Raw genomic sequence first — 20,174 nt, 5'->3', positions numbered from 1 at the left:
ACCCTAGATTATCTCTGCCACAGGCGCGACATCAGCCGATGCTGCGGCCGGGGCGGCGCCGGTTCCACATCCAGATAGATCCGCTCAAAGCAGTTGACGATGCGGGTGGACCCGTACAGGTGCTCCCGCTGGATGTTGGCGCCGTAATTCATATGTACATGACCGTGCAGCATCAGCTGCGGATGGTACCGGTCCAGAAGTTCCCGGAACACCGTAAAACCACGGTGGGCCAGGTCGTTGAGGTCCCCGTAACCATGCAGCGGCGCATGGGTCACCAGCACGTCCACCCCCCGGTGCCGCTCGATCTTGCTGCGCAGGTGGTTGACGCGCTTTTTCATTTCCGCCTCGGTGAACTGCCAGGCACCGGTGCGATACCGGCAGGCTCCGCCCAGCCCGGCAATACGCAGGCCATGGTATTCGATCACGTCATCATCGATGCATACAGCCCCCTCCGGCGGGTGGCTGTCGTATCCCTCGTCATGGTTGCCGTGCACATAAAACACCGGCACCGGCACCATGGTGGCCAGATACTCCAGATAATGCCGGTTCAGGTCTCCACAGGCCACAATCAGTTCCACACCCTCGAATTTTTCGGGGCTGTAGTACTCCCACAAAGCCTTGCATTCTTCGTCCGCAACGGCCAGCAGCTTCATAGTTCGGCCTCCTTCTCCACCGGCAGACGGTCACGGTGGATTCCCTGCATCCGGTACATGGCACGGGAAGCCTCGGCCAGTTCATCATATTCCGGCACATGGCCTTCCACAGCGTCGCACAGCCAGTCCATGTGCACGATCTGTTCCAGATCCAGTCCGCGGCGGCCGCTGTTCTTGGTGCTGCCGTCCTGGGCGGTGATGCGGCAGGCAAAGGGATCGATCATGCCGGAGATCACGCCCTCCCGCAGGATCCGTGCCAGATGCTGCACATCCTGGGGCAGTTCGCGGCTGAGCAGCACATCCATGACGCCGCTGTTCATGCCCCACCAGTAGTTAACGGCACGGCCGTCGGTGCCCGATTTGTCCCGGGTCCAGCCACCGTCCAGCACGCTGCGCACCACGTTTTCATAGAACTGGCCCCAGTGCCAGAACGGCGTGGCCAGATCCTGCAGCACACCGCCCGGACGGATCAGGAAGGTACCGAACTCCCGCTGCGGCCGCCCCGGCATGGGCGCGTCCCGGCCGGAAACCACCGTGATGCCCTTGCGGGTGAAGAGGGTCAGCGGGTCCTCCTGCTCCGGCAGACAGGTCCAGAACAGTTCCACCTTGATGCGGGGGTTGACCATCCGGGCCCCCAGGGCAAAGGCATTGATGTTGGCGGGCACGCCGAAGCTGGGGTAGTCCGCTACATAGCCGATGCGGTCCCCCACCGCCATGGCACCGGCAATGGCGCCGGTGATGAACTTTGCTTCATAAACACGGGTATAGTAGGTGCGGATGCTGGCGTAGGGCATCTCCATGGAACAGTTGAGAATGCGCACCTGCGGATGCTTCACCGCCGCCCGCAGCGACGCGCCCACCAGCTTGGGGCTGGTGGTAAAGACAATGTCGGCGCCCTCGGCGATGGCCTGCTCTACCAGATCGTCGGCATTCTCCCCCGCCACGGCGTTGAAGTAGGCGGCGGTTTCCACCTTGCCCTCAAAGACGGTATCCAGCTGGCTGCGGCCGAATTCATGCTGGCTCGTCCAGGCGCTGGTCTCCGCCGTACGCTCGTGCACAAAGGCCACCTTCAGATGGGTGGGGGCGGTCTGGCGGATGCCGGGCAGGATCTTCTCGATGAGGGTCTCCTTGGGTTTGGCGGGTTCCGCCGGCTTCACGCTGACCGTGACGGGGTCATCGTTCTGCAGCGCCAGCACGTCATCCCACAGGGCGTCCAGCTTCTGGCTCAGCTCCGCCGGGGTGCTCTCGGCCAGCTGCTGGCGTGAATACAGCCGCAGAAGCAGCAGCAGTACATCGCCGGTGGTGCAGCGCAGATTGTCGCCCCCATGCGCCCGGAAGGCCTTGCCCACCCAGTTGTACAGCGACAGGATGTCGGCGCGGTCCTCGTCGCTCCATTCCTCCTCGGGGCCTTTGCCCATGAGTTTCTGCAGCCGGGCAAAGCTGCCGGTTTTGGTGAACCGCAGCGTATAGGTCTTGATCAGCGGATAGTAGCGCATGAACTCGTAGTACAGACGCACTTCCGGCGTCTCGTTGTACCGCGGCACCACCCGGGTGACGTTGGCCGACACGCTGCTGGCGTCAAAGTATTTCAGCACACTGACCCGCTTGTTGCCTTCCTGCACATAAAAGCGGCCCAGGTATTCAAAGCAGCGGATGGGATCCCGGATGCCTTCCTCCAGGTGGGCGATGCACAGGCTGGTCCACTTGGTGCCGAACTCGCTCTTGAGTTCCAGCAGCGGCATGAAGTTGCTGGCAAACGCCGCCGTGCGGCCCGCCGTTTTGGTGCCCACCACCAGTTCCAGCGGCACCTCGATCAGGCCCAGCGGCAGCTGGTTTTCGATCTCCACATTCTGCAGGATGTCATCCAGCACCGGCAGGAACGGGGACTGTCCGGCCGCGGTCTTTTCCCGGTATTCACGCTGGCCCTGTTTCTGAGCCTTGGTGTAATACTCCATTGCCTCTGTACGGGTCATGGCAGAATCCTCCTCCGATTCCTGTGTCACATTTCACAAAATTCTATCTTTATCTTCGTACAAAATGATTATAGCACATTGGGCGGAAAGATACAAAATAATTCTGCTGCGTCCTCAGCCGGTGTGCACTGCCTTGGGATAGACTGCCTGCATACGGGCGTCATCGTAGTGTTCGTCCAGGTAGACCTGCAGACTGTTCTGGGCCGGCACTCCTTCGATACGGGCGTTGTAGCGCATGAGGGCCAGCGAACTGACGGCGATATCCGCCACCATGAACAGGCACAGCGCCCAGGTCAGCACCGTACCGGCCCGGCGGGGAAGCCGCTCGATCAGGTCCGAGATGGGCGGGTAAAGTACCTTGAACCAGGCCACCGCCGCAAAGCCCCAGAAGAAGCAGTAGAGCAAATTGATGCGGCCTCCCAGGTTGAAGGGGATCTGGCTGTAGTCCCAGAACACCGCCCCGAAGACCACCTCGGTGAAGACGCTGCACAGGTATTCATAGGCGCCGCCCAGCAGTGTACCGGCCACAAAGAGCCAGCTGGCGGATTTGTCCTTATACCGGTAGAGCAGCAGCGTGACCAGCGCGATGGCCAGCCCCCACACGATGGAGAAGGGCCCCCACACCACGCTGGAACGGCTCATCCAGTAGCCTGCAGTGATGCGGCAGAAGATGGTCTCGATGACATCGCCGAGGAAGGCGCCGATGAAAAACAGCAGCACGATCTTGTACGGGCTGCAGCCGGCGGCGAACACCGTGGTTTTCGCCTTTTTATGATGTTCAAAGGTCAGGGCGGGATGAGCCTTGGCCATACGGTTTTCCACGCTGCCGAGGATCCACATGCCGGCGCGCAGCGTCAGGTTTGCCAGACGGTTTTCCACCGCTTCCGCCGGGGGCCAGCGATAGCGCAGGCCCAGCATGGTCAGCACGGTGCCCACGGCGTCGATGGCGAAGACCACCAGCAGCACCCAAATGGCCACCGTACGCACGGTGACGGGGATCAGCCCGAAGAGCGCCAGCAGCAGCGGGTTGCCCCATTTGATGGTGATGACGCTCAGCGCACCCCACAGGAAGGAGGCGCCCAGGCAGATGTAGCCGTCCAGGTTGAACCATTCATCGCTGTAGTCCCACCACCGGGTGCCGCTGACCCGCTCCAGCAGGTGACCGGCCACCCATTCCAGCACGGTGGCATAGATGGCACTGAGGCCAAACAGGAAAACCCAGCTCTGCTGCAGTTCTCCGAGGGCAAAGCTGACGGTCAGCCCGCCCACACCATACAGAATACACAGCGGCCCGTTGAGGACGCCGCGGTCCTGATACCGGCGCTTGCGCACGGCGGTGGTGACGACCTCGCCCAGCCATCCCAAGAAGGAGTAGGCAAAAAACAGATAGACAAACTGATAGAAACCCATACAAAGCTCCTCTTATTCGCAGGTCAGGCGGCGGCCGGGGGTGTCCTCGCTGACATAGCGGGTGGTGCGGCTCATCTGGTTATCCAGCGTCTGGCCGGCAGCGAACCGCTGCAGATTGTGTGCGAAGATCCCCACGATGTTTTCCAGGGTGCGGGGCAGGCTGAATCGCCCCGAGATATGGGGCGTGATGAGCACGGTGTCCAGCCCCCACAGAGGATGGTCGGGCGGCAGCGGCTCGGGGTCGGTCACGTCGATGGCCGCCCCATAGAGCGCTCCGCTCTGCACGGCGGCCGCCAGCGCATCGCAGTCCACGGTGCTGCCCCGCCCCACATTGAGCAGGATCGCCCCCTGTTTGCAGCGGGCCAGCCGGGCGGCATCAAACATCCGGTACGTCTGGGGTGTGCCGGGCAGGCTCAGCGCCACCAGGTCGGCCGCGGGCAGCTCCTCGTCCAGGTGGGCGGTGTCCACCACCCGCAGGCAATAGTCGGGGCATTCTCCCGCATGGCGGCGCACCCCCACCACCTCGGCGCCCAGCAGATGGGCCCGCCGGGCAAAGCTGGCACCGATGTCCCCCATCCCGACGCAGAGCACCCGCGCCCCGGCGATGGAACGCACCGGACGCTCGATGGCATTCCACTCGTGGCGGTGCTGCCGGTCGCGGTAGAGCACCAGATCCTTGGCCAGGGCCAGCCACATGCCCAGCATCCACTCGCTGATGGCCAGCCCGTAGGCGCCGGTGGCGTTGGTCACAAGGCAGTCGGCGGGCAGCACACCGGGTTCCAGATAGGGGTCCGGCCCCGCAAAGTTGGACTGGAACCAGGCAAGATGGTCATTCTGCCGGATCAGATCCACCGGCACGTTGCCCAGAATGGCATCCGCCCAGAGGATCTCCTCCCGCGTCACGGTCTCCTGGGTGGTGAAGCGGTAGGCAAACCGGGGCGCCGCCTGCCGGATGGTCTCGCGCTGCGCTTCCGTCAGGGGCAGCGCCACAAGGATGTGTTTTTCCATAGTATTTCCTTTTCCTCTATGATTTTTCCGGAAGGGTCAGACGCCCCGTTCCTGTTTGCTGAATACGCAGCCGCAGTAGTCCTGCCGGTAGAGCCCGTATTCCGCGCTGAGCTGCAGGCTGCGCTTGTAGCCGTCCTTTTTGCGGAACTCGCTGGGCAGGAACCGCACGCCGTACCGTGCCCCCAGCTCGTTTCCCAGCGCGTTGATGCGCACCGGGTCCTTCATGGGAGAGATGGACAGGGTGGTGCAGAACCAGTCAAACCCGTTTTCGGCGGCGTACCGTGCCGCCTGTTCCAGCCGCAGCCGGTAGCATGCCGTGCAGCGCTCCCCTTTTTCCGGTTCCTGTTCCAGCCCCTTTACGGCATCGTAAAACTCCTGGGGTTCGTAGGGCAGCTCCACCACCGGGAAGCGGTACCCGGCCTGCTCCACAAACCGTTCCAGTTCTGCTTCACGGCGATGGTATTCCGCCGGAGGATAGATATTGGGATTATAATAAAGAATGGTCAGGTCAAAATGATCGGCCAGCCGCTCCAGTGTGGCGCTGGAACAGGGGGCGCAGCAGGCGTGCAGCAGGAGCTTCGGGCGGATGCCCTCTGCCTCCAGCTGCCGGAAGACCTTCTCCATCTCCAGTTGGTAATTGATTCGATTCGGCATAGTTTCTGTTTCCTTTTTGTGGTAAGCAGGCCACCCGAGGGAAGTCTGCGATGTCTCTTTTCCATGATACCATATGCCGCACCGTTTTGCATCAGGTATCGCAGATTTTCTCCTGCTTTTTACGACAGGGATTTTTAAAATTTGTTTCGATTTCTTTTGCAATTTCTTGAAACTTCTTTCACCTCTTTGTCACAAACAACCGATATACTGTAAGTGTCCTCAGGAAGGGAGCAGGGACCCGACCCGAGGCAGGGACCCCAAGTTTTTTCATCCATACTCCTCTTTTCTTTTGACACCAGAGCGGCACCGGCGAAAGCCTGTGCCGCTTTGGCGTTTTTTCGGCCCAAAGGGACATTTTCCGCCCCGCAGGCTTGCCAAACCAGCTAAAAAAAGGTAGAATAAGATGATATGGTATCGGTAGGAGTAGGCTGTTTGTGACTCCCACACGCAAAAAAGTGCGTTGGAACGATACCGATCCCGCAATTTCCCGTTTTTCCGCAGGAGGTTACATCCCTATGAGAGTTGGTTTGGACATTGGTTCCACGACCATTAAATGTGTAGTGCTGAACGACGCCGGTGAGATCCTGTTTTCCACCTACGAACGTCATTTCAGCCATATTCTGGAGAAGGGCAAAGCCCTGCTCGAAAAAGTGGCCGCCGAATACCTGCCCGACGGCCGTGCCTACCTGGCCATTTCCGGTTCTGCCGGCATGGGCCTGGCAGACAGCTGCAAAGTTCCCTTTGTGCAGGAAGTATTCGCCACCCGTGTGGCAGCCAACCGTCTGGTGCCCGGCACCGACTGCATCATCGAGCTGGGCGGTGAGGATGCCAAGATCCTTTTTCTGACCAACGGCACTGAGGTGCGTATGAACGGCAGCTGTGCCGGCGGCACCGGCGCCTTCATCGACCAGATGGCCACCCTTCTGAAGATGGGCGCCGATGAGATGGACGCTGCCGCCCAGACCGCCACCCGCACCTACACCATCGCCAGCCGCTGCGGTGTCTTTGCCAAGAGCGACATCCAGCCGCTGATCAACCAGGGCGCCCAGGCCGGTGACATCGCCGCCTCCATCTACCAGGCCGTGGTCAACCAGACCATCGCCGGCCTGGCCCAGGGCCGTCCCATCCAGGGCAACATCGTCTATCTGGGCGGGCCTCTGACCTTCAGCAAGACGCTGCGCCAGAGCTTTGACAAGACGCTGGGCGTCAAGGGCCTCTGCCCCGAGAACAGCCTGCTCTTCGTGGCGCTGGGCGCCGCCTTCTACGCCGACGAGGAGTCCGACCTGCACGAGGTGGCCCGCCGTCTGGACGATTACAGCGCCACGGCCACCTACGTGAGCCTGCCGCCGCTCTTCGCCAACCAGCAGGAATACGAAGAATTCCATGCGCGGCATCTGAAAGCCACCGTTCCCTGCCTGCCCTTCAGCGCCCAGTGCGGGCCGGTGCACATCGGCATCGATTCCGGTTCCACCACCATCAAGCTGGTGGTCATCGACCAGAACGCCAACATCCTGTTTGAGAGCTACCGCCCCAACCTGGGCAACCCGGTACCGCTGGTACGGGAGACGCTGCTCAAGCTCTACCAGGACCATCCGGGGCTGGAGATCGCCAGCGTCACCACCACCGGCTACGGCGAGGAGCTCATCAAGAACGCCTTCCACTGTGACCGCGGTCTGGTGGAGACGGTGGCCCATTTCACCGCTGCCAAGCATTTCATGCCCGACGTGGATTTCATCATCGACATCGGCGGTCAGGACATGAAGTGCTTCAAGATCGAGGACGGTGCCATCAGCAACATCTTCCTCAACGAGGCCTGTTCCTCCGGCTGCGGCAGCTTCCTGCAGACCTTTGCCCAGGCTCTGGGCTACGATGTCAAGGAGTTCGCCGCCCTGGGCCTGTTCGCCGACAAGCCCGTAGACCTGGGCAGCCGCTGCACCGTCTTCATGAACTCCTCGGTGAAGCAGGCCCAGAAGGACGGTGCTTCCATCCAGAACATCAGCGCCGGTCTTTCCATCTCGGTGGTCAAGAACGCGCTGTACAAGGTCATCCGTGCTTCCAGCCCCGAGGAACTGGGCCGCAACATCGTGGTCCAGGGCGGCACCTTCTACAACGAAGCCGTACTGCGCGCCTTTGAGAAGGAGATGGGCGTGGAGGTCATCCGCCCCGATATCGCCGGTCTGATGGGCGCTTATGGCGCGGCGCTCCATGGCCTGAAACATGCCGGAGCGAACGCCCGCAGCACCGTACTGACCCAGGACGAGCTGGAGAACTTCAGCCAGACCGTCAAGACCGTACAGTGCAACGGCTGCGGCAACCATTGCCAGCTCACCGTCAACGTCTTTGCGGACGGCAAACGGTTCATTTCCGGCAACCGCTGCGACAAGCCGGTCACCGGCAAGGCCAACAACGAGGACCTCAACCTCTACGCCTACAAGCTCAAGCTGCTGGAGGACTACCGCAACGCCCCAGCGCCGGAACAGCCCCGGGCCAAAATCGGCATTCCTCTCTGCCTGAATATGTATGAACTGCTGCCCTTCTGGCATACCCTGTTTACGAAGCTGGACTTCCAGGTGGTGGTCAGCCCCTTCTCCAGCCGCAAACTCTACCAGGCCGGACAGGCTACCATTCCCAGCGATACGGCCTGCTTCCCGGCCAAGCTCAGCCACGGTCACATCCACTGGCTGGCCGAACAGGGCGTGGACGCCGTATTCTACCCCTGCATGAGCTACAACCTGGATGAACACCTGGGCGACAACCACTACAACTGCCCGGTGGTGGCCTACTATCCCGAAGTGCTGGAGGGCAACTGTCCCGAACTGACCAAGATCCCGCTGCTCTACGATTACTTCAATCTGGAGCGGCGCAAGGATTTCTACAAACGGTTCTACCAGTCCATCACCAAGACCTTCCCGGGGCTGGACAAGAAGGCCGTCCATGCGGCCATCGACGCCGCCTACGACGAGTACGCCCGTCATATGCAGCAGGTCCGCGACAAGGGCACGGCCATCATCGCCGAAGCCCGCAAGGAGGGCAAACATATCATCGTGCTGGCAGGCCGTCCCTACCATGTGGACCCCGAGGTCAACCACGGCATCGACCAGCTGATCATCCGGCAGGGCGCGGCCGTCGTCACCGAGGATTCGGTGAGCTGGCATGAAGAGAAATTCAACACCTCGGTGCTGAACCAGTGGACCTATCACAGCCGTCTGTACGCTGCTGCCAAGTACTGCATCGGCCAGCCCGACATGGATCTGGTGCAGCTGGTCTCTTTCGGCTGCGGTCTGGACGCCATCACCACCGACGAGACCCGCGAGATCCTGCAGGCCGGCGGTAAGCTGTACACCCAGCTGAAGATCGACGAGATCACCAACCTGGGCGCCGTCAACATCCGGTTGCGCAGCCTGTTCGCCGCACTGGAAGAGCGCCGCGAAGCCGCTGCCGAGCGGGCGTGACGCATCTTCTTTCCTGAAAAAGAGGCAAAGTATATGGAATACATGACCCCCAATTTTACCAAAGAGATGGTAAAGACCCACAAGATCCTGATCCCCAACATGGCGGTGACCCAGTTCCGTCTGATGCAGGCCGCCCTGGCCAGCGAAGGCTACCAGACCGAGGTGCTGGGCAACTGCGGCAGCGAGGTGGCCCAGCTGGGCCTGAAATACGTCCACAACGACACCTGCTACCCCGCCCTGCTGGTCATCGGACAATTTCTGGACGCGCTGAACAGCGGCAAGTACGATCTGGATCACACGGCCCTGCTCATCACCCAGACGGGCGGCGGCTGCCGTGCTTCCAACTACATCAAACTTCTGCGCAAGGCGCTGGTCAAAGCCGGCTACGGCAACATTCCGGTGGCGTCGCTGAACTTCTCGGGCCTGGAGAAAGGCAGCGGCCTGCCCCTGACCCTGCCGCTGCTGCGCAAGGTCATTGCTGCCATCTTCTACGGCGACATGCTGGTAGCGCTGCGCAGCCAGACTGCCCCCTACGAGAACCGCAAGGGCGACGCCGACGCCATGACCGAGAAGTGGATCGCCCGCATCCAGGAATGGATCCGCAGCGACCGCAACTACTCGGCCCCGGCCATGAAGAAGCAGTTCCCTGCCATCGCCGCCGACTATGCCACCATTCCCGTCACCCGGGTCCCCAAGGTCAAAGTGGGTGTTGTGGGCGAGATCTACGTCAAATACTCCCCCCTGGGCAACAACGACCTGGAAAAGTTCCTGGAAAGCCAGGACTGCGAGGTCAACCTGCCCGGTCTGATGGGCTTTGTGGAATACTGCGTGGCCAACACCCGGCTGGACATCGACCTCTACGGCGGCAACAAGCTGGTCGCCGGCGGTGCCGACGCCTTCCTGGGCTGGCTGGATTCTATCGGCGTGGCCAGCTACGACGCCATGCGGAAGTACGGCTTCTATGCGCCGGGCTCCTTCCGGGAACTGATGAAAAAACCGGAGGGCATCATCTCCCTGGGTGCCAAGATGGGCGAGGGCTGGCTGCTCACCGCTGAAATGCTGGAACTGGTGGAGGGCGGCTACGGCAACATCGTCTGTGCCCAGCCCTTCGGCTGCCTGCCCAACCACATCGTGGGCAAAGGCATGATCAACAAGATCCGCGCCCTGCACCCTGAAGCCAACATCACCCCCGTGGACTATGACCCCAGCGCCACCCGCGTCAACCAGGAAAACCGCATCAAGCTGATGCTGGCCGTGGCCCGGGAGCGGCTGAACCAGCCTGTCGAGGCACCGTCCCCCCTCACCGCCGAGGAGCTGGCCGGCGGCGCCCCCCAGTTGCAGACCACTGTGCAGTAATTTTTCTCTGATACAGCAAACACCCCGCACATCTTCGGATGTGCGGGGTGTTGTTGTTTTATTTCAGATGGTGCAGATCGCCGCTCTCCCGGAAGTCCTCATAGTCCAGGGAGAGAGAGGGATTGTAGTATGGGTCGTGGAGGATGTTTTCCCGGCCATGCACCTCATACAGGCGGTCATGTTCGGCGTCAAACCGGGCTTTTTTGGCGGGATCCTTCTCGTCGGAACCGCGGGATTTGCTCTCGTGGTGGTAAAGCTCGGCGTAGGGCGTCCAGACGATCCGCCAGCCGGCATCCCGCACCCGCAGGCAGAAGTCCACATCGTTGTAAGCCACGGTCAGGCTCTCGTCCAGGCCGTGGACGGCGTCGAACACCGCCGTGCGCACCAGCAGGCAGGCCGCCGTCACCGCGGAGAAATCCTGCACGGTGGCCAGCCGGAACATATAACCGCTGCCGCCCCGCTTGTGGTACTTGTGGCTGTGACCCGCATAGCCGCCCAGCCCCGTGATGATGCCGGCATGCTGGATGGTATCGTCGGGATAGTAGAGCATGGCGCCGCAGATGCCCACACCGGGCTGCAGGCACTCCCCTACCATCTGGGTCAGCCAGTCGCCGTTGATGACTTCGATGTCATTGTTGAGCAGCAAAAGGTAGCTGCCGGTGGCGTACTTGCGGCCGAAGTTGTTGATGCGGCTGAAGTTGAACCCGCCCTTATAACGCACCACCCGTGCGCGGTCGTACCGCTGGGGCAGCTGCTGATAGTAGGCTTCGGTGGCGGGGTCGGTGGAGTTGTTCTCGATGACGATGACCTCGAAATTGTCGTAGGTCGTTTTGGCATACAGACTGTGCAGGCACTTCTCCAGATCGGCGGTGTGGTCCTTGTTGGGGATCAGGATGGACACCAGCGGCTGGGGTTCGGGAATCTCCCATACCACATGGCAGGTGCCGGGGAACTTGCCCGCTTCCACGGCGCCGTGGCGGCCGGTGGCGGCCAGATGGTCGGCCACCGCCTTGCGGGCCGCTGCCTCCACATAGGGCTTGGCCCCGGTGCCGCCGCTGGTGGACGCCGCATGCACCCGCCAGTAATAGAGCACCTGGGGAACGTGCAGGGGGCGCGCCGCCGGGTTCCGGCGCTGCATCTCGTCGATAAGGCGCAGGAAAAGGTCATGGTCCTGGGCGCCGTCACATGCAGGGCGTTCGCCGCCCACCGCCGCAAACAGCTCCCGACGGAACACTGCCAGGTGGCAGATATAGTTGACGGCCATCAGGTATTCCGGGGCGTAATCCGGCTTGAAGTGGCCCACCCGCGGGCGCTGGGGGACCTTTTCAAAGAGGGCTTCGTCACTGTAGGCAAAATCGGCCTTGCTTTCGGCCAGGGCCTTGCTCATGCAGTAGATGGCATGGGGGGCCAGCATATCGTCGTGGTCCGCCAGCGCCAGATAGTCCCCGGTGGCCAGCGCCGCCGCCGCGTTGGTGTTGGCCGCGATGCCGCCGTTTTGAATTTTTTGGTAGACAATACGGCTGTCCTCCGCGGCCCGTTGCTGTACCGCCCGGCCCACTTCGCCGTGAGCGTCATCGCTGGCGTCCACCAGCACCAGCTGCCAGTTGGGTGCCGTCTGCTCCTGGACACTGTCCAGGAATTGCTGCAAAAACCGGGGCGGCGTATTGTACAGCGGCGTCAGGATGCTGATGGTGGGCCATTCTTTGGCATGCAGGGCGGCCTCGCTGCGCTGGGTTTCCAGCGTCTTTTTGGCGGGCAGATACCGCGCCCGCTTGCCGAAAAACCGCCGCTTGAAAAAGCCGGCGGCCCGGCTGGCCATGACCCCAACGCCCTGCTCTTTGGTCAGAGTGCGGGCGTAGCCGAACAGTTCCTTGATCCGTTTGGTCTGCTGACTCATGGCATCAGCCGTGCAGGCCGTTGGCCTGACGCTCCATATTTTCGATGATGATGGTGTGGATGTCACCCTGGGTGGCGGCGTATTCCAGCACCTTCCAGGGGGTATCGGTGTGGTAGTGGACCTTGATCAGGTCCTCGTCCCCCACCACCAGCAGGCAGTCGCCCTCGGCACAGTTCAGGATGCCTTCGTGGATGACGTCCTCATCCAGGTCGTGTCCTTCGATCAAAAGCTGGGTATCAAAGCGGTTTTTCATGGCTGGGCCTCCTTATTTCAGGCCGAAGTTTTCAAACAGATTGTTGAAATGCGGGTTGTAGTAGGGATCGTAGTTGTCGATATACTGCCGGTATTTGGCGTAGAAGTTGGCCTTCTCCCGCTCGTAGCGTTTGGCGTTCTCCGACAGGGTATCCAGTCCCCGGCTCTTGCTCTCGTAGTGGTAGGCTTCGGCGCGGGGGGTGTAGACATTAAGCAGACCCTGCATCCAGAGTTTCAGGCAATAGTCCACGTCGTTGTAGGCCACGGCAAACCTTTCTTCGTCGAGGCCACCAGCTGCCTTATACAGCGAGGCCTTGGTCATCAGGCAGGCGCCGGTGACGGCCATATAGTCCTGGGTAGTCACCAGGCGGTACATGTCGCCCACCGCCGTGCGGGGGTAGCTCTTGTGGCTGTGGCCCGCACTGCCGTTGATGCCCATGAGCACGCCTGCATGCTGGATGGTATCGTCGGGATAATAGAGTTTGGCGCCCACCGCGCCCACGTCGGGGCGCTGGCTGTAGCTAAGCAGTTCCCGCAGGAAATCTTCCGAGAGAATCTCGATATCGTTGTTCAGCAGCAGCAGATGTTCGCCCTGGGCAAATTTTGCGCCGAAGTTGTTGATGGCCGAGAAGTTGAAGGGCCCCTCATACCGCACCACCCGGCACCGGTCAAACCGCTGGGGCAGGGTCTGGTAGTAGGCTTCGGTGGCAGGGTCTGTGGAGTTGTTCTCGATGACGAGGACCTCGAAGTTATCGTACCCGGCGTTTTTATAAAGGCTCGTCAGGCAGCGGTCCAGATCGTCGGTATGGTCCTTGTTGGGGATGAGCACGCTGATCAGCGGATGACCCGTGAGTTCGTACCGCACCTGGAAAGCGCCGGGCGCGTCGGCCACTGCCATGGCCCGGCCGGGCAGGCCCAGCCGCTTCAGCTGGGCGTCGATGGCCCGCTCCCCTGCCGCAATGGCGTAGGGTTTGGCTTCCATGCCCGCCGCCGTGGATCCCGCGTGGCCCCGCCAGATATAGAGCACCTGTTTGATGTGCTCGATCTTTTTGGCCTTTTCGGTGAGCCGCAGGATCAGGTCATGGTCCTGGGCGCCGTCAAACTCGCTGGATTCATAGGCCCCCGCCGCGTCCAGCAGCGGACGGCTGAATACCGCCAGATGGGTGATGAAGTTGACGCCCCGCAGATAATCGGGAGCAAAGTCCGGTTTGAAATGGTAACCGCCCAGCTGTTTCAGGTCTGCCGACAGCACGATCTCGTCACTGTAGACAAAATCCGTGCCGGTATTTTGGATGGTCTGCACACATTCAAAGAGGGCGTTGGGATAGAGCACGTCGTCGTGGTCCAGCAGGGCCAGATAGCCGCCGGTTGCCGCAGCAAAGCCCGCCGTCGTGTTGGCAGCAATGCCCTGGTTTTCAATCTTCTGGCAGATGATGCGGCTGTCCTTGGCGGCGTACTGTTGTGCCCGCCGGGAGACCTCCCCGTGGCCTTCGTCGCTGGCATCCACCAGCACCAGCTGCCAGTTGGCATAGGTCTGGCGCTGGACGCTCTTCACCATCTCGTCGAAAAAGCGCAGCGGCGTATTGAAGACCGGCACCACCACACTGACGCAAGGGCCCTGCAGACCGGCGGCCCGCTGGGCTTTCAGGGTGCGGCGCAGGGGCAGGTCTGCCCGGTGCCGCCAGTCGTCGTGATGAAAGGCCAGCCCCACCCGGAAGGACACATCCCGCCAGAGCTGTTCCGCCCCCTGCTCCCGCAGAGTGACCATCGAACGGTGGGCCAGATCCCGCAGATGGGCGGGATTCAGCAGACGGCGGGCCATCCCGCCCACGCTGTCCTGTACGGCCAGATCGGCGGGACGTTCGTTGTTGGGTTGTTGCTTCATGGGTGGTTCATTCCTCCGTCCGCTTGGCGGGTAGGGCGTCTTCCTTCTGGAAATGGCGGTATTCCGGGGTGATGTCGGCGGTCAGGCCGTTGCGGCGCAGATGGCCGTGGTCCAGCCAGGCCACCTTATTGCACATCCGCTCGATCTGGTCGATAGAATGGCTGACCAGGATGACCGTGGTGCCGCCAGAGAGCAGCTCCGCCATGCGGCGCTCGCATTTTTCCTGGAAGAGGAAGTCGCCCACCGACAGGATCTCGTCGGCGATGAGGATATCTGGCTTGGTCATCGTCGCCACGGCGAAAGCCAGGCGGGCTACCATGCCGGAAGAGTAGTTTTTCAGCGGCACATCGAGAAAATCTTTCAGTTCGCTGAACTCCACAATATCGTCGAACTTGGAGTCGATATACTTGGGTGTGTAGCCCAGCACCGTACCGTTGAGGTAGATGTTTTCCCGGGCGGTCAGGTCCATGTCGAAGCCGGCCCCCAGCTCGATGAGCGGGGCGATGGTGCCGCGTACCGTCACCTTGCCGCTGGAGGGCTTGTACACACCGGAAATGATCTTGAGCAGCGTGCTCTTGCCGCTGCCGTTGAGACCGATGAGGCCGTAGAAGTCCCCGGGCATGATGTCAAAGCTGACGTCATCCAGGGCGAAGAACTCGTCAAAGCGGACACCGCCGTGCATAAGGGCCACAAAGTATTCTTTCAGGCTCTCGTGCTTTTCCTTGGCGAGATTGAAGCGCATCGAGACATGGTCGATGGAGATGATCGGCTGTTGCGCTGCCATAGGTGCGCCCCCTTACATGTACAGGACAAACTTGTCCTGATTTTTCTTGAAAACCACAATACCCAGCACCATGCTGACGGCGGCGCAGAGGAAGCAGACCACCATCATGGTGGCATCCAGCCCCTGGCCCCACAGCACACAGCGGCGGAAGGCCGTGATATACCAGTACATGGGGTTGATATGGATGAGCCGCTGCATGATGCCGGACAGCGTTTCGGGATCATAGAAGATGGCGCTGGCGTAGACCAGCAGCGTGCAGAACACTTCCCAGATATGCATGATGTCCCGCACAAAGACGTAGAGCGCCGACAGCAGCAGGCCGATGCCCAGGCTGAAGAAAAAGAGCATGATCAGCGGGTAGATGGCCATCCAGGCGGTGGCCCAGGTCACCGGCGTCCAGGTAATGACAAAGACGATGACCAGCGCAATGAAACTGAAAGCGCAGTTCACCAGGGCGAAGCAGCACTTCTCCATGGGGAAGATGTATTTGGGGATATAGACCTTGCGCAGCAACGGCGCATTCTTGAGCACGCTCTCCATGGCCATGCTGGTGGACTCCCGGAAGAAGTTGAACAGCAGCTGGCCGATGATCAGAAAGCCCGCAAAGTTGGGGATGCCCTCCCCGCGCAGGCCCTTCATGATGGAGTCGAACACCAGGAACATGACCAGGCAGGTCAGCAGCGGGTTCAGCACGCTCCAGGCCACGCCCAGCACGCTGCGCCGGTATTTCAGCTTGAAGTCCCGCGTGATGAGGTTCTGCAAGAGATAACGGTACTTCCAGAAACTGGCAAAACTGTTTTTGAAACTTTGCACGGTGACTCCTTAGTACTTCTCGAAGAATTCAAACTTCTGTTCCGCGAAGGGGGTATGCTCCTTGTCCTTGGCGCTGGTCTTGTGCTCGCAGCCGCAGTCCGGCCACTGCACGTTGACAGTGGGATCATCGTAGGGGATGCCGCCTTCCGAGGTGGGATCATACACATCGGTGCACTTGTAGCAGAATTCCGCCACGTCGGACAGCACCACGAAACCGTGGGCAAAACCCTCGGGGATGTAGAGCATCTTCTTGTTTTCGGCCGAGAGGGTCACGCCCACCCATTTGCCGAAGGTGGCACTGTGAGGACGGCAGTCCACGGCCACGTCGAAGACTTCGCCCAGCGTCACACGCACCAGTTTTCCCTGGGTGTGGTTCTTCTGGAAATGCAGCCCGCGCAGCACGCCCTTGGTGGAACGGCTCTGGTTGTCCTGCACAAAGGGCTTGTCGATGCCGGCAGCGGCAAAGTCGTCGATCTGGTAGGTCTCCATGAAATAACCGCGGTCATCGCCGAACACTGTCGGTTCGATCACCTGCACTTCGGGGATCTCGGTCTTGATAAAATTGAACTTGCCCATGATGAATACGGCTCCTTTACTTCCTACACAAATTCAATGTGTTTTTCTTTCTCTTTCGGGATATTGGCACATAACAATACAGGATATATTATACTCCATTTTCCTGCTGCGGGCAAGATGGGCACTCCCCCTTTGCCGCAGTTTTCACCGGATACGGTGTAGAATTTTGTTACTTGCCAGAACCCGCCGCCTGTGGTATGATAGCCGCGAACCGGGAGAAGGAGGGTTCGCCATGACCAAACGGGAGGCCCGCGCCCGCGCAAAAGCCCTGCGCGCCGCGCTGAATATGCAAACTACGGGCAGGGATATGGCCAAGGCGCTGTTTGCGCTGCCCTGCTGGCAAAAGGCGGACACCGTGCTGGCCTTTGCCTCCCTGCCCGACGAGCCCAACACCTGGCCTATTCTCCAGCGCGCCTTAGCCGACGGCAAGCGGCTTTTGCTGCCCCGGGTGAGCGGGGCAGGCCGGATGGAGTGGGTGGAGATTCCCGATCTTGCCCTTTTGCGGCAGGGTGCCTACGGTATTCCGGAACCGCCCGGCGACCTTTTGGCGGTCTGTCCGCCCGAAGGCGACCGCACGCTGCTGCTCATCCCCTGCCTGGCCGTCCGGTCCGATGGTGTGCGGCTGGGCCGCGGCGGCGGGTATTATGACCGATTTTTGGCACATGCTAAGGGAAAGCGTCTGCTGCTTTGTCCCGCAGCGCTGGTACTGCCCGACCTGCCCGCCGATGGATGGGACATCCGGTTTTCCCCTGATGAAATTCTGACCGAGAAAGGACTTTTACAATGAAAAAAGCACTGTTTTGCCTGAGCCTGGCCGCTGCCCTGCTGCTTGCTGCCTGCAGCAACACCCAGGAGCCCACCGAGGCCACCCCCACCCCGCTGCCCGATGAGATCCTCAACGATCCCGTGGCGTCGGACGACGGCGTTGCCTCCGATCCCGGCATGGAAGTCACCCCCGAGACCGGCGTGGCCCTGACCCCCGACGCCGAACTCAGCGGTATGGTGGACAAGATCTACGAAGCCTACCCGGTGGAACTGATGATGCTGACCACCAATGCCATCGACCTGAGTGACGCCAGCTGGTGCACCTACCACACCGGCCTGACCGCCGACCAGGCCGCCCTGGTGGATGCGGGCGTATATTCCGAATCGCTGACCGGCAGCCAGGCCTACAGTCTGGTGCTGCTGCGGGTCAAGGACGAAGCCGATGCCCAGACCATCGCCGATGCGGTGCTGGAGAACGTCCAGATGAACAAGTGGGTCTGCGTCATGGCCGACAAAGCCCGGGTGGCCACCTTCGGCGACAAGGTTCTCTTTGTGATGACCAACAGCGAGCTTACCGACGTAGACGCCCTGATGGACGCCGTCCCCGGTGCCCTGGGTGTGACCTTCGATTACACCAACAGCAAGGACGCTGAAATCTGATTGTAATAACAGTGAAGAGCCGCTCCGGTAAAACGGGGCGGCCTTTTTGGCAATCTGCAACACAAAAAGGCGCCGCAGCTTTCGCTGCGGCGCCTTTTATTTCAGATCAACGTGATCCGGAAATCAGGCCTTGGCGGCGCGGATCTCCTTGATCAGTTCGGGAACGACCTTGAACAGATCGCCGACGATGCCGTAGGTGGCAACATCGAAGATCGGGGCGCTCTCGTTCTTGTTGATGGCGATGATGGTATCGGAATCCTGCATACCGGCCACATGCTGGATGGCGCCGGAGATACCCAGGGCCACATAGATGCGGGGATGCACGGTCTTGCCGGTCTGGCCGACCTGATGATCGCTGGACAGCCAGCCCTCATCGGTAACGGCACGGGAAGCACCGACAACGCCGCCCAGAACGCCGGCCAGTTCCTCGGCCAGGGCAATGCCCTTGTCCACGTCGGAGCTGATGCCGCGGCCGACGGAAACGACCACATCGGCACCGATCAGGTCGACCATCTTCTTGGCGCTCTTCTTGATGTCGAGGATCTCCACATGGATATCATCGGCGGTCAGTGCGGGAGCGATCTTCTCGACAACGACCTTGGCAGCACCGGCCTCGTCGAAGGCCTGGGTCTGCATAACGCCGGGACGGACGGTGGACATCTGCGGACGGAAACGGGGGCAGATGATGGTGGCCATCAGGTGACCGCCGAAAGCAGGACGGGTCATCTTCAGGTTGGTGTTCTCCTCGAACTTGGTGTTGTCCACGTCGATGTTGGAGGTGGTGCGCAGGAAGTTCTTGTACTTCTCCACGTCCACATCCAGGTGGGTGCAGTCGGCGGTCAGGCCGGTGTGCAGACGGGCAGCGCAGCGGGGACCAAGGTCACGGCCCAGGTTGGTGGCGCCGATCAGCATGATCTCGGGCTTCTTCTCCATGATGAGGTCGCACAGCGCCTTGGCATAGCCATCGGTGGTGTAGTCCTTCAGCAGGGGGCTGTCCAGGTAGTAGACGCGGTCGGCACCGTAGCCGCCCAGCGCCTTGATGTAATCTTCGTTGAGCTCGCTGCCCATAACGACACCGCACAGCTCAACGCCGAGGTCGTTGGCCAGCTTGCGGCCTTCGCTCAGCAGCTGATAGCTGATGGTCTGGATCTGGCCTTCGCGCTGCTCGCAGAAAACCCACACGCCCTTGAAGGCGGCGGTGTCCATTGCATTGAATTCAGCCATTGTACGTTTCTCCTTCCTCAAATCAGGTGCTTGTCGTTCAGGATGCCAACCAGCTGGGCCGCATCCTCGACCATCATGCCCGCGCCCTTGACCGGAGGAGCAAAGGACTTGTAAACATTCGTCGGGGAGCCCTTGAGGCCGATGGTGTCGGTCTCGATGAGCGGGTCATCTTTCAGGGTGTTGTAATCGAAAACGTCGATGGGCTTGTCGTAGCACTCGAAGATGCCGGACACGCTCATGTAACGGGGATTGTTCAGCTCCTTGATGCAGGTCAGCAGGCAGGGCGTGTTGACCTTCAGCTCCATGTAGCCGTCCTCAAGCTGGCGCTTGACAACCAGAGAGTTGCCGTCCTTCTTGATGTCGGTGACATAGGTGACCTGGGGCAGATGCAGCTTCTCGGCGATCTGGGGACCAACCTGAGCGGTATCGCCGTCGATGGCCTGACGGCCGCAGAAGACGATGTCCTCGGGGCCAACGCCGATCTTGTTGACGGCAGCGGCCAGGATCTGGGAAGTAGCGAAGGTATCGGAACCGCCGAACTCACGGCCGGAAACCAGCACGCCGCGGTCGGCACCGCGGGCGATCAGCTCACGGAGCATGCCTTCGGCCGGCGGCGGGCCCATGGTGACGACAACGACTTCGCAGCCGGTCTCGTCCTTGAGCTGCAGGGCGGCCTCGACGGCGTTCAGGTCGTCGGGGTTGGTGATGGTTGCCATCGCTGCGCGGTCCATGGTGCCGTCAGCCTTGACAGCGACCTTGCCCTGCGTATCGGGAACCTGTTTGACACAAACAATTGCTTTCATGGTACGTCT

General features: G+C 61.0%; 17 protein-coding genes. 4 read left to right on the top strand and 13 right to left on the bottom strand.

Going from position 1 to position 20,174, the window contains the following annotated elements:
* Nucleotides 1–8: 8 nt before the first annotated feature.
* The 5 genes from NQ490_RS11055 to NQ490_RS11035 all read right to left on the bottom strand — a co-directional run bounded on the left by NQ490_RS11055 (nt 9) and on the right by NQ490_RS11035 (nt 5,698).
* Nucleotides 9–653 (bottom strand): metallophosphoesterase family protein, encoded by a 645-nt coding sequence (locus tag NQ490_RS11055; protein ID WP_007045854.1) that lies wholly within the window; start codon nt 651–653, stop codon nt 9–11.
* Nucleotides 650–2,626, bottom strand: coding sequence for a BMP family ABC transporter substrate-binding protein (locus NQ490_RS11050; RefSeq protein WP_007045853.1), 1,977 nt, complete (start codon nt 2,624–2,626; stop codon nt 650–652). Before NQ490_RS11050 ends, NQ490_RS11055 begins: the two co-directional genes overlap by 4 nt.
* Before the next feature lie 114 nt (nt 2,627–2,740).
* Nucleotides 2,741–4,036: a putative ABC transporter permease gene (locus NQ490_RS11045; protein ID WP_007045852.1), complete on the bottom strand. Its 1,296-nt coding sequence runs from the start codon at nt 4,034–4,036 to the stop codon at nt 2,741–2,743.
* 12 nt (nt 4,037–4,048) lie between these two features.
* Nucleotides 4,049–5,044: a D-2-hydroxyacid dehydrogenase gene (locus NQ490_RS11040; RefSeq protein WP_007045851.1), complete on the bottom strand. Its 996-nt coding sequence runs from the start codon at nt 5,042–5,044 to the stop codon at nt 4,049–4,051.
* Between the two features lie 36 nt (nt 5,045–5,080).
* Complete coding sequence (locus tag NQ490_RS11035; RefSeq protein ID WP_007045850.1) at nt 5,081–5,698, bottom strand: epoxyqueuosine reductase QueH; 618 nt, start codon at nt 5,696–5,698, stop codon at nt 5,081–5,083.
* Between the two features lie 515 nt (nt 5,699–6,213).
* Here NQ490_RS11035 and NQ490_RS11030 point away from each other — a divergent pair.
* Together NQ490_RS11030 and NQ490_RS11025 are read left to right on the top strand one after the other, a co-directional pair.
* Complete coding sequence (locus tag NQ490_RS11030) at nt 6,214–9,150, top strand: acyl-CoA dehydratase activase (protein WP_007045847.1); 2,937 nt, start codon at nt 6,214–6,216, stop codon at nt 9,148–9,150.
* Between the two features lie 33 nt (nt 9,151–9,183).
* Complete coding sequence (locus NQ490_RS11025; protein ID WP_007045846.1) at nt 9,184–10,506, top strand: 2-hydroxyacyl-CoA dehydratase; 1,323 nt, start codon at nt 9,184–9,186, stop codon at nt 10,504–10,506.
* A 58-nt stretch (nt 10,507–10,564) separates the two neighbouring features.
* Here NQ490_RS11025 and NQ490_RS11020 read toward each other — a convergent pair whose 3' ends face one another.
* Genes NQ490_RS11020 through rfbC form a run of 6 tightly spaced genes read right to left on the bottom strand, consistent with a single transcriptional unit; the run spans nt 10,565 to nt 16,713 of the window.
* A complete protein-coding gene (locus tag NQ490_RS11020) occupies nt 10,565–12,403 on the bottom strand; it encodes a glycosyltransferase family 2 protein (protein ID WP_007045845.1) in 1,839 nt (612 codons plus the stop codon).
* A 4-nt stretch (nt 12,404–12,407) separates the two neighbouring features.
* On the bottom strand, nt 12,408–12,656 hold the full coding sequence (locus NQ490_RS11015) for a hypothetical protein (RefSeq protein WP_007045844.1): 249 nt from the start codon (nt 12,654–12,656) through the stop codon (nt 12,408–12,410).
* Between the two features lie 12 nt (nt 12,657–12,668).
* Nucleotides 12,669–14,540, bottom strand: a complete 1,872-nt coding sequence (locus tag NQ490_RS11010) for a glycosyltransferase family 2 protein (RefSeq protein WP_007045843.1) — start codon at nt 14,538–14,540, stop codon at nt 12,669–12,671.
* 7 nt (nt 14,541–14,547) lie between these two features.
* Nucleotides 14,548–15,324, bottom strand: coding sequence for an ABC transporter ATP-binding protein (locus NQ490_RS11005; protein ID WP_007045842.1), 777 nt, complete (start codon nt 15,322–15,324; stop codon nt 14,548–14,550).
* Between the two features lie 12 nt (nt 15,325–15,336).
* Entirely contained in the window at nt 15,337–16,137 is an 801-nt protein-coding gene (locus NQ490_RS11000; RefSeq protein WP_007045841.1) for an ABC transporter permease, read from the bottom strand.
* A 9-nt stretch (nt 16,138–16,146) separates the two neighbouring features.
* Entirely contained in the window at nt 16,147–16,713 is a 567-nt protein-coding gene (gene rfbC / locus NQ490_RS10995; protein ID WP_007045840.1) for a dTDP-4-dehydrorhamnose 3,5-epimerase, read from the bottom strand.
* A 232-nt stretch (nt 16,714–16,945) separates the two neighbouring features.
* Here rfbC and NQ490_RS10990 point away from each other — a divergent pair, with 232 nt between their 5' ends.
* Both NQ490_RS10990 and NQ490_RS10985 read left to right on the top strand, forming a co-directional pair.
* Complete coding sequence (locus NQ490_RS10990) at nt 16,946–17,500, top strand: 5-formyltetrahydrofolate cyclo-ligase (RefSeq protein WP_007045838.1); 555 nt, start codon at nt 16,946–16,948, stop codon at nt 17,498–17,500.
* The gene (locus NQ490_RS10985; protein WP_007045837.1) at nt 17,497–18,138 is read left to right on the top strand and encodes a hypothetical protein; all 642 of its coding nucleotides are present in this window, start codon (nt 17,497–17,499) and stop codon (nt 18,136–18,138) included. Before NQ490_RS10990 ends, NQ490_RS10985 begins: the two co-directional genes overlap by 4 nt.
* 123 nt (nt 18,139–18,261) lie before the next feature.
* On the opposite strand, the gene acrA is transcribed toward NQ490_RS10985, so the two are convergent.
* Both acrA and acrB read right to left on the bottom strand, forming a co-directional pair.
* On the bottom strand, nt 18,262–19,362 hold the full coding sequence (gene acrA, locus NQ490_RS10980) for an acryloyl-CoA reductase electron transfer subunit beta (RefSeq protein WP_007045836.1): 1,101 nt from the start codon (nt 19,360–19,362) through the stop codon (nt 18,262–18,264).
* A 17-nt stretch (nt 19,363–19,379) separates the two neighbouring features.
* Nucleotides 19,380–20,165, bottom strand: coding sequence for an acryloyl-CoA reductase electron transfer subunit gamma (gene acrB, locus NQ490_RS10975; protein ID WP_007045835.1), 786 nt, complete (start codon nt 20,163–20,165; stop codon nt 19,380–19,382).
* Between the last annotated feature and the right edge of the window lie 9 nt (nt 20,166–20,174).

This window comes from Subdoligranulum variabile (assembly GCF_025152575.1).
Taxonomy (GTDB): domain Bacteria; phylum Bacillota; class Clostridia; order Oscillospirales; family Ruminococcaceae; genus Gemmiger; species Gemmiger variabilis.
This window is presented reverse-complemented; position numbering and strand designations above follow the sequence as displayed.

What these genes read in the sequence shown, in the direction of transcription:
- NQ490_RS10985 (WP_007045837.1), top strand. Translation starts at nt 17,497, where the DNA reads ATGAAAAAAGCACTGTTTTGCCTGAGCCTGGCCGCTGCCCTGCTGCTT.
- NQ490_RS11010 (WP_007045843.1), bottom strand. Translation starts at nt 14,540, where the DNA reads ATGAAGCAACAACCCAACAACGAACGTCCCGCCGATCTGGCCGTACAG.
- acrA (WP_007045836.1), bottom strand. Translation starts at nt 19,362, where the DNA reads ATGGCTGAATTCAATGCAATGGACACCGCCGCCTTCAAGGGCGTGTGG.
- NQ490_RS11030 (WP_007045847.1), top strand. Translation starts at nt 6,214, where the DNA reads ATGAGAGTTGGTTTGGACATTGGTTCCACGACCATTAAATGTGTAGTG.
- NQ490_RS11050 (WP_007045853.1), bottom strand. Translation starts at nt 2,626, where the DNA reads ATGACCCGTACAGAGGCAATGGAGTATTACACCAAGGCTCAGAAACAG.
- NQ490_RS11015 (WP_007045844.1), bottom strand. Translation starts at nt 12,656, where the DNA reads ATGAAAAACCGCTTTGATACCCAGCTTTTGATCGAAGGACACGACCTG.
- NQ490_RS10990 (WP_007045838.1), top strand. Translation starts at nt 16,946, where the DNA reads ATGACCAAACGGGAGGCCCGCGCCCGCGCAAAAGCCCTGCGCGCCGCG.
- NQ490_RS11005 (WP_007045842.1), bottom strand. Translation starts at nt 15,324, where the DNA reads ATGGCAGCGCAACAGCCGATCATCTCCATCGACCATGTCTCGATGCGC.
- NQ490_RS11025 (WP_007045846.1), top strand. Translation starts at nt 9,184, where the DNA reads ATGGAATACATGACCCCCAATTTTACCAAAGAGATGGTAAAGACCCAC.
- rfbC (WP_007045840.1), bottom strand. Translation starts at nt 16,713, where the DNA reads ATGGGCAAGTTCAATTTTATCAAGACCGAGATCCCCGAAGTGCAGGTG.
- NQ490_RS11035 (WP_007045850.1), bottom strand. Translation starts at nt 5,698, where the DNA reads ATGCCGAATCGAATCAATTACCAACTGGAGATGGAGAAGGTCTTCCGG.
- NQ490_RS11055 (WP_007045854.1), bottom strand. Translation starts at nt 653, where the DNA reads ATGAAGCTGCTGGCCGTTGCGGACGAAGAATGCAAGGCTTTGTGGGAG.
- NQ490_RS11045 (WP_007045852.1), bottom strand. Translation starts at nt 4,036, where the DNA reads ATGGGTTTCTATCAGTTTGTCTATCTGTTTTTTGCCTACTCCTTCTTG.
- NQ490_RS11040 (WP_007045851.1), bottom strand. Translation starts at nt 5,044, where the DNA reads ATGGAAAAACACATCCTTGTGGCGCTGCCCCTGACGGAAGCGCAGCGC.
- NQ490_RS11020 (WP_007045845.1), bottom strand. Translation starts at nt 12,403, where the DNA reads ATGAGTCAGCAGACCAAACGGATCAAGGAACTGTTCGGCTACGCCCGC.
- acrB (WP_007045835.1), bottom strand. Translation starts at nt 20,165, where the DNA reads ATGAAAGCAATTGTTTGTGTCAAACAGGTTCCCGATACGCAGGGCAAG.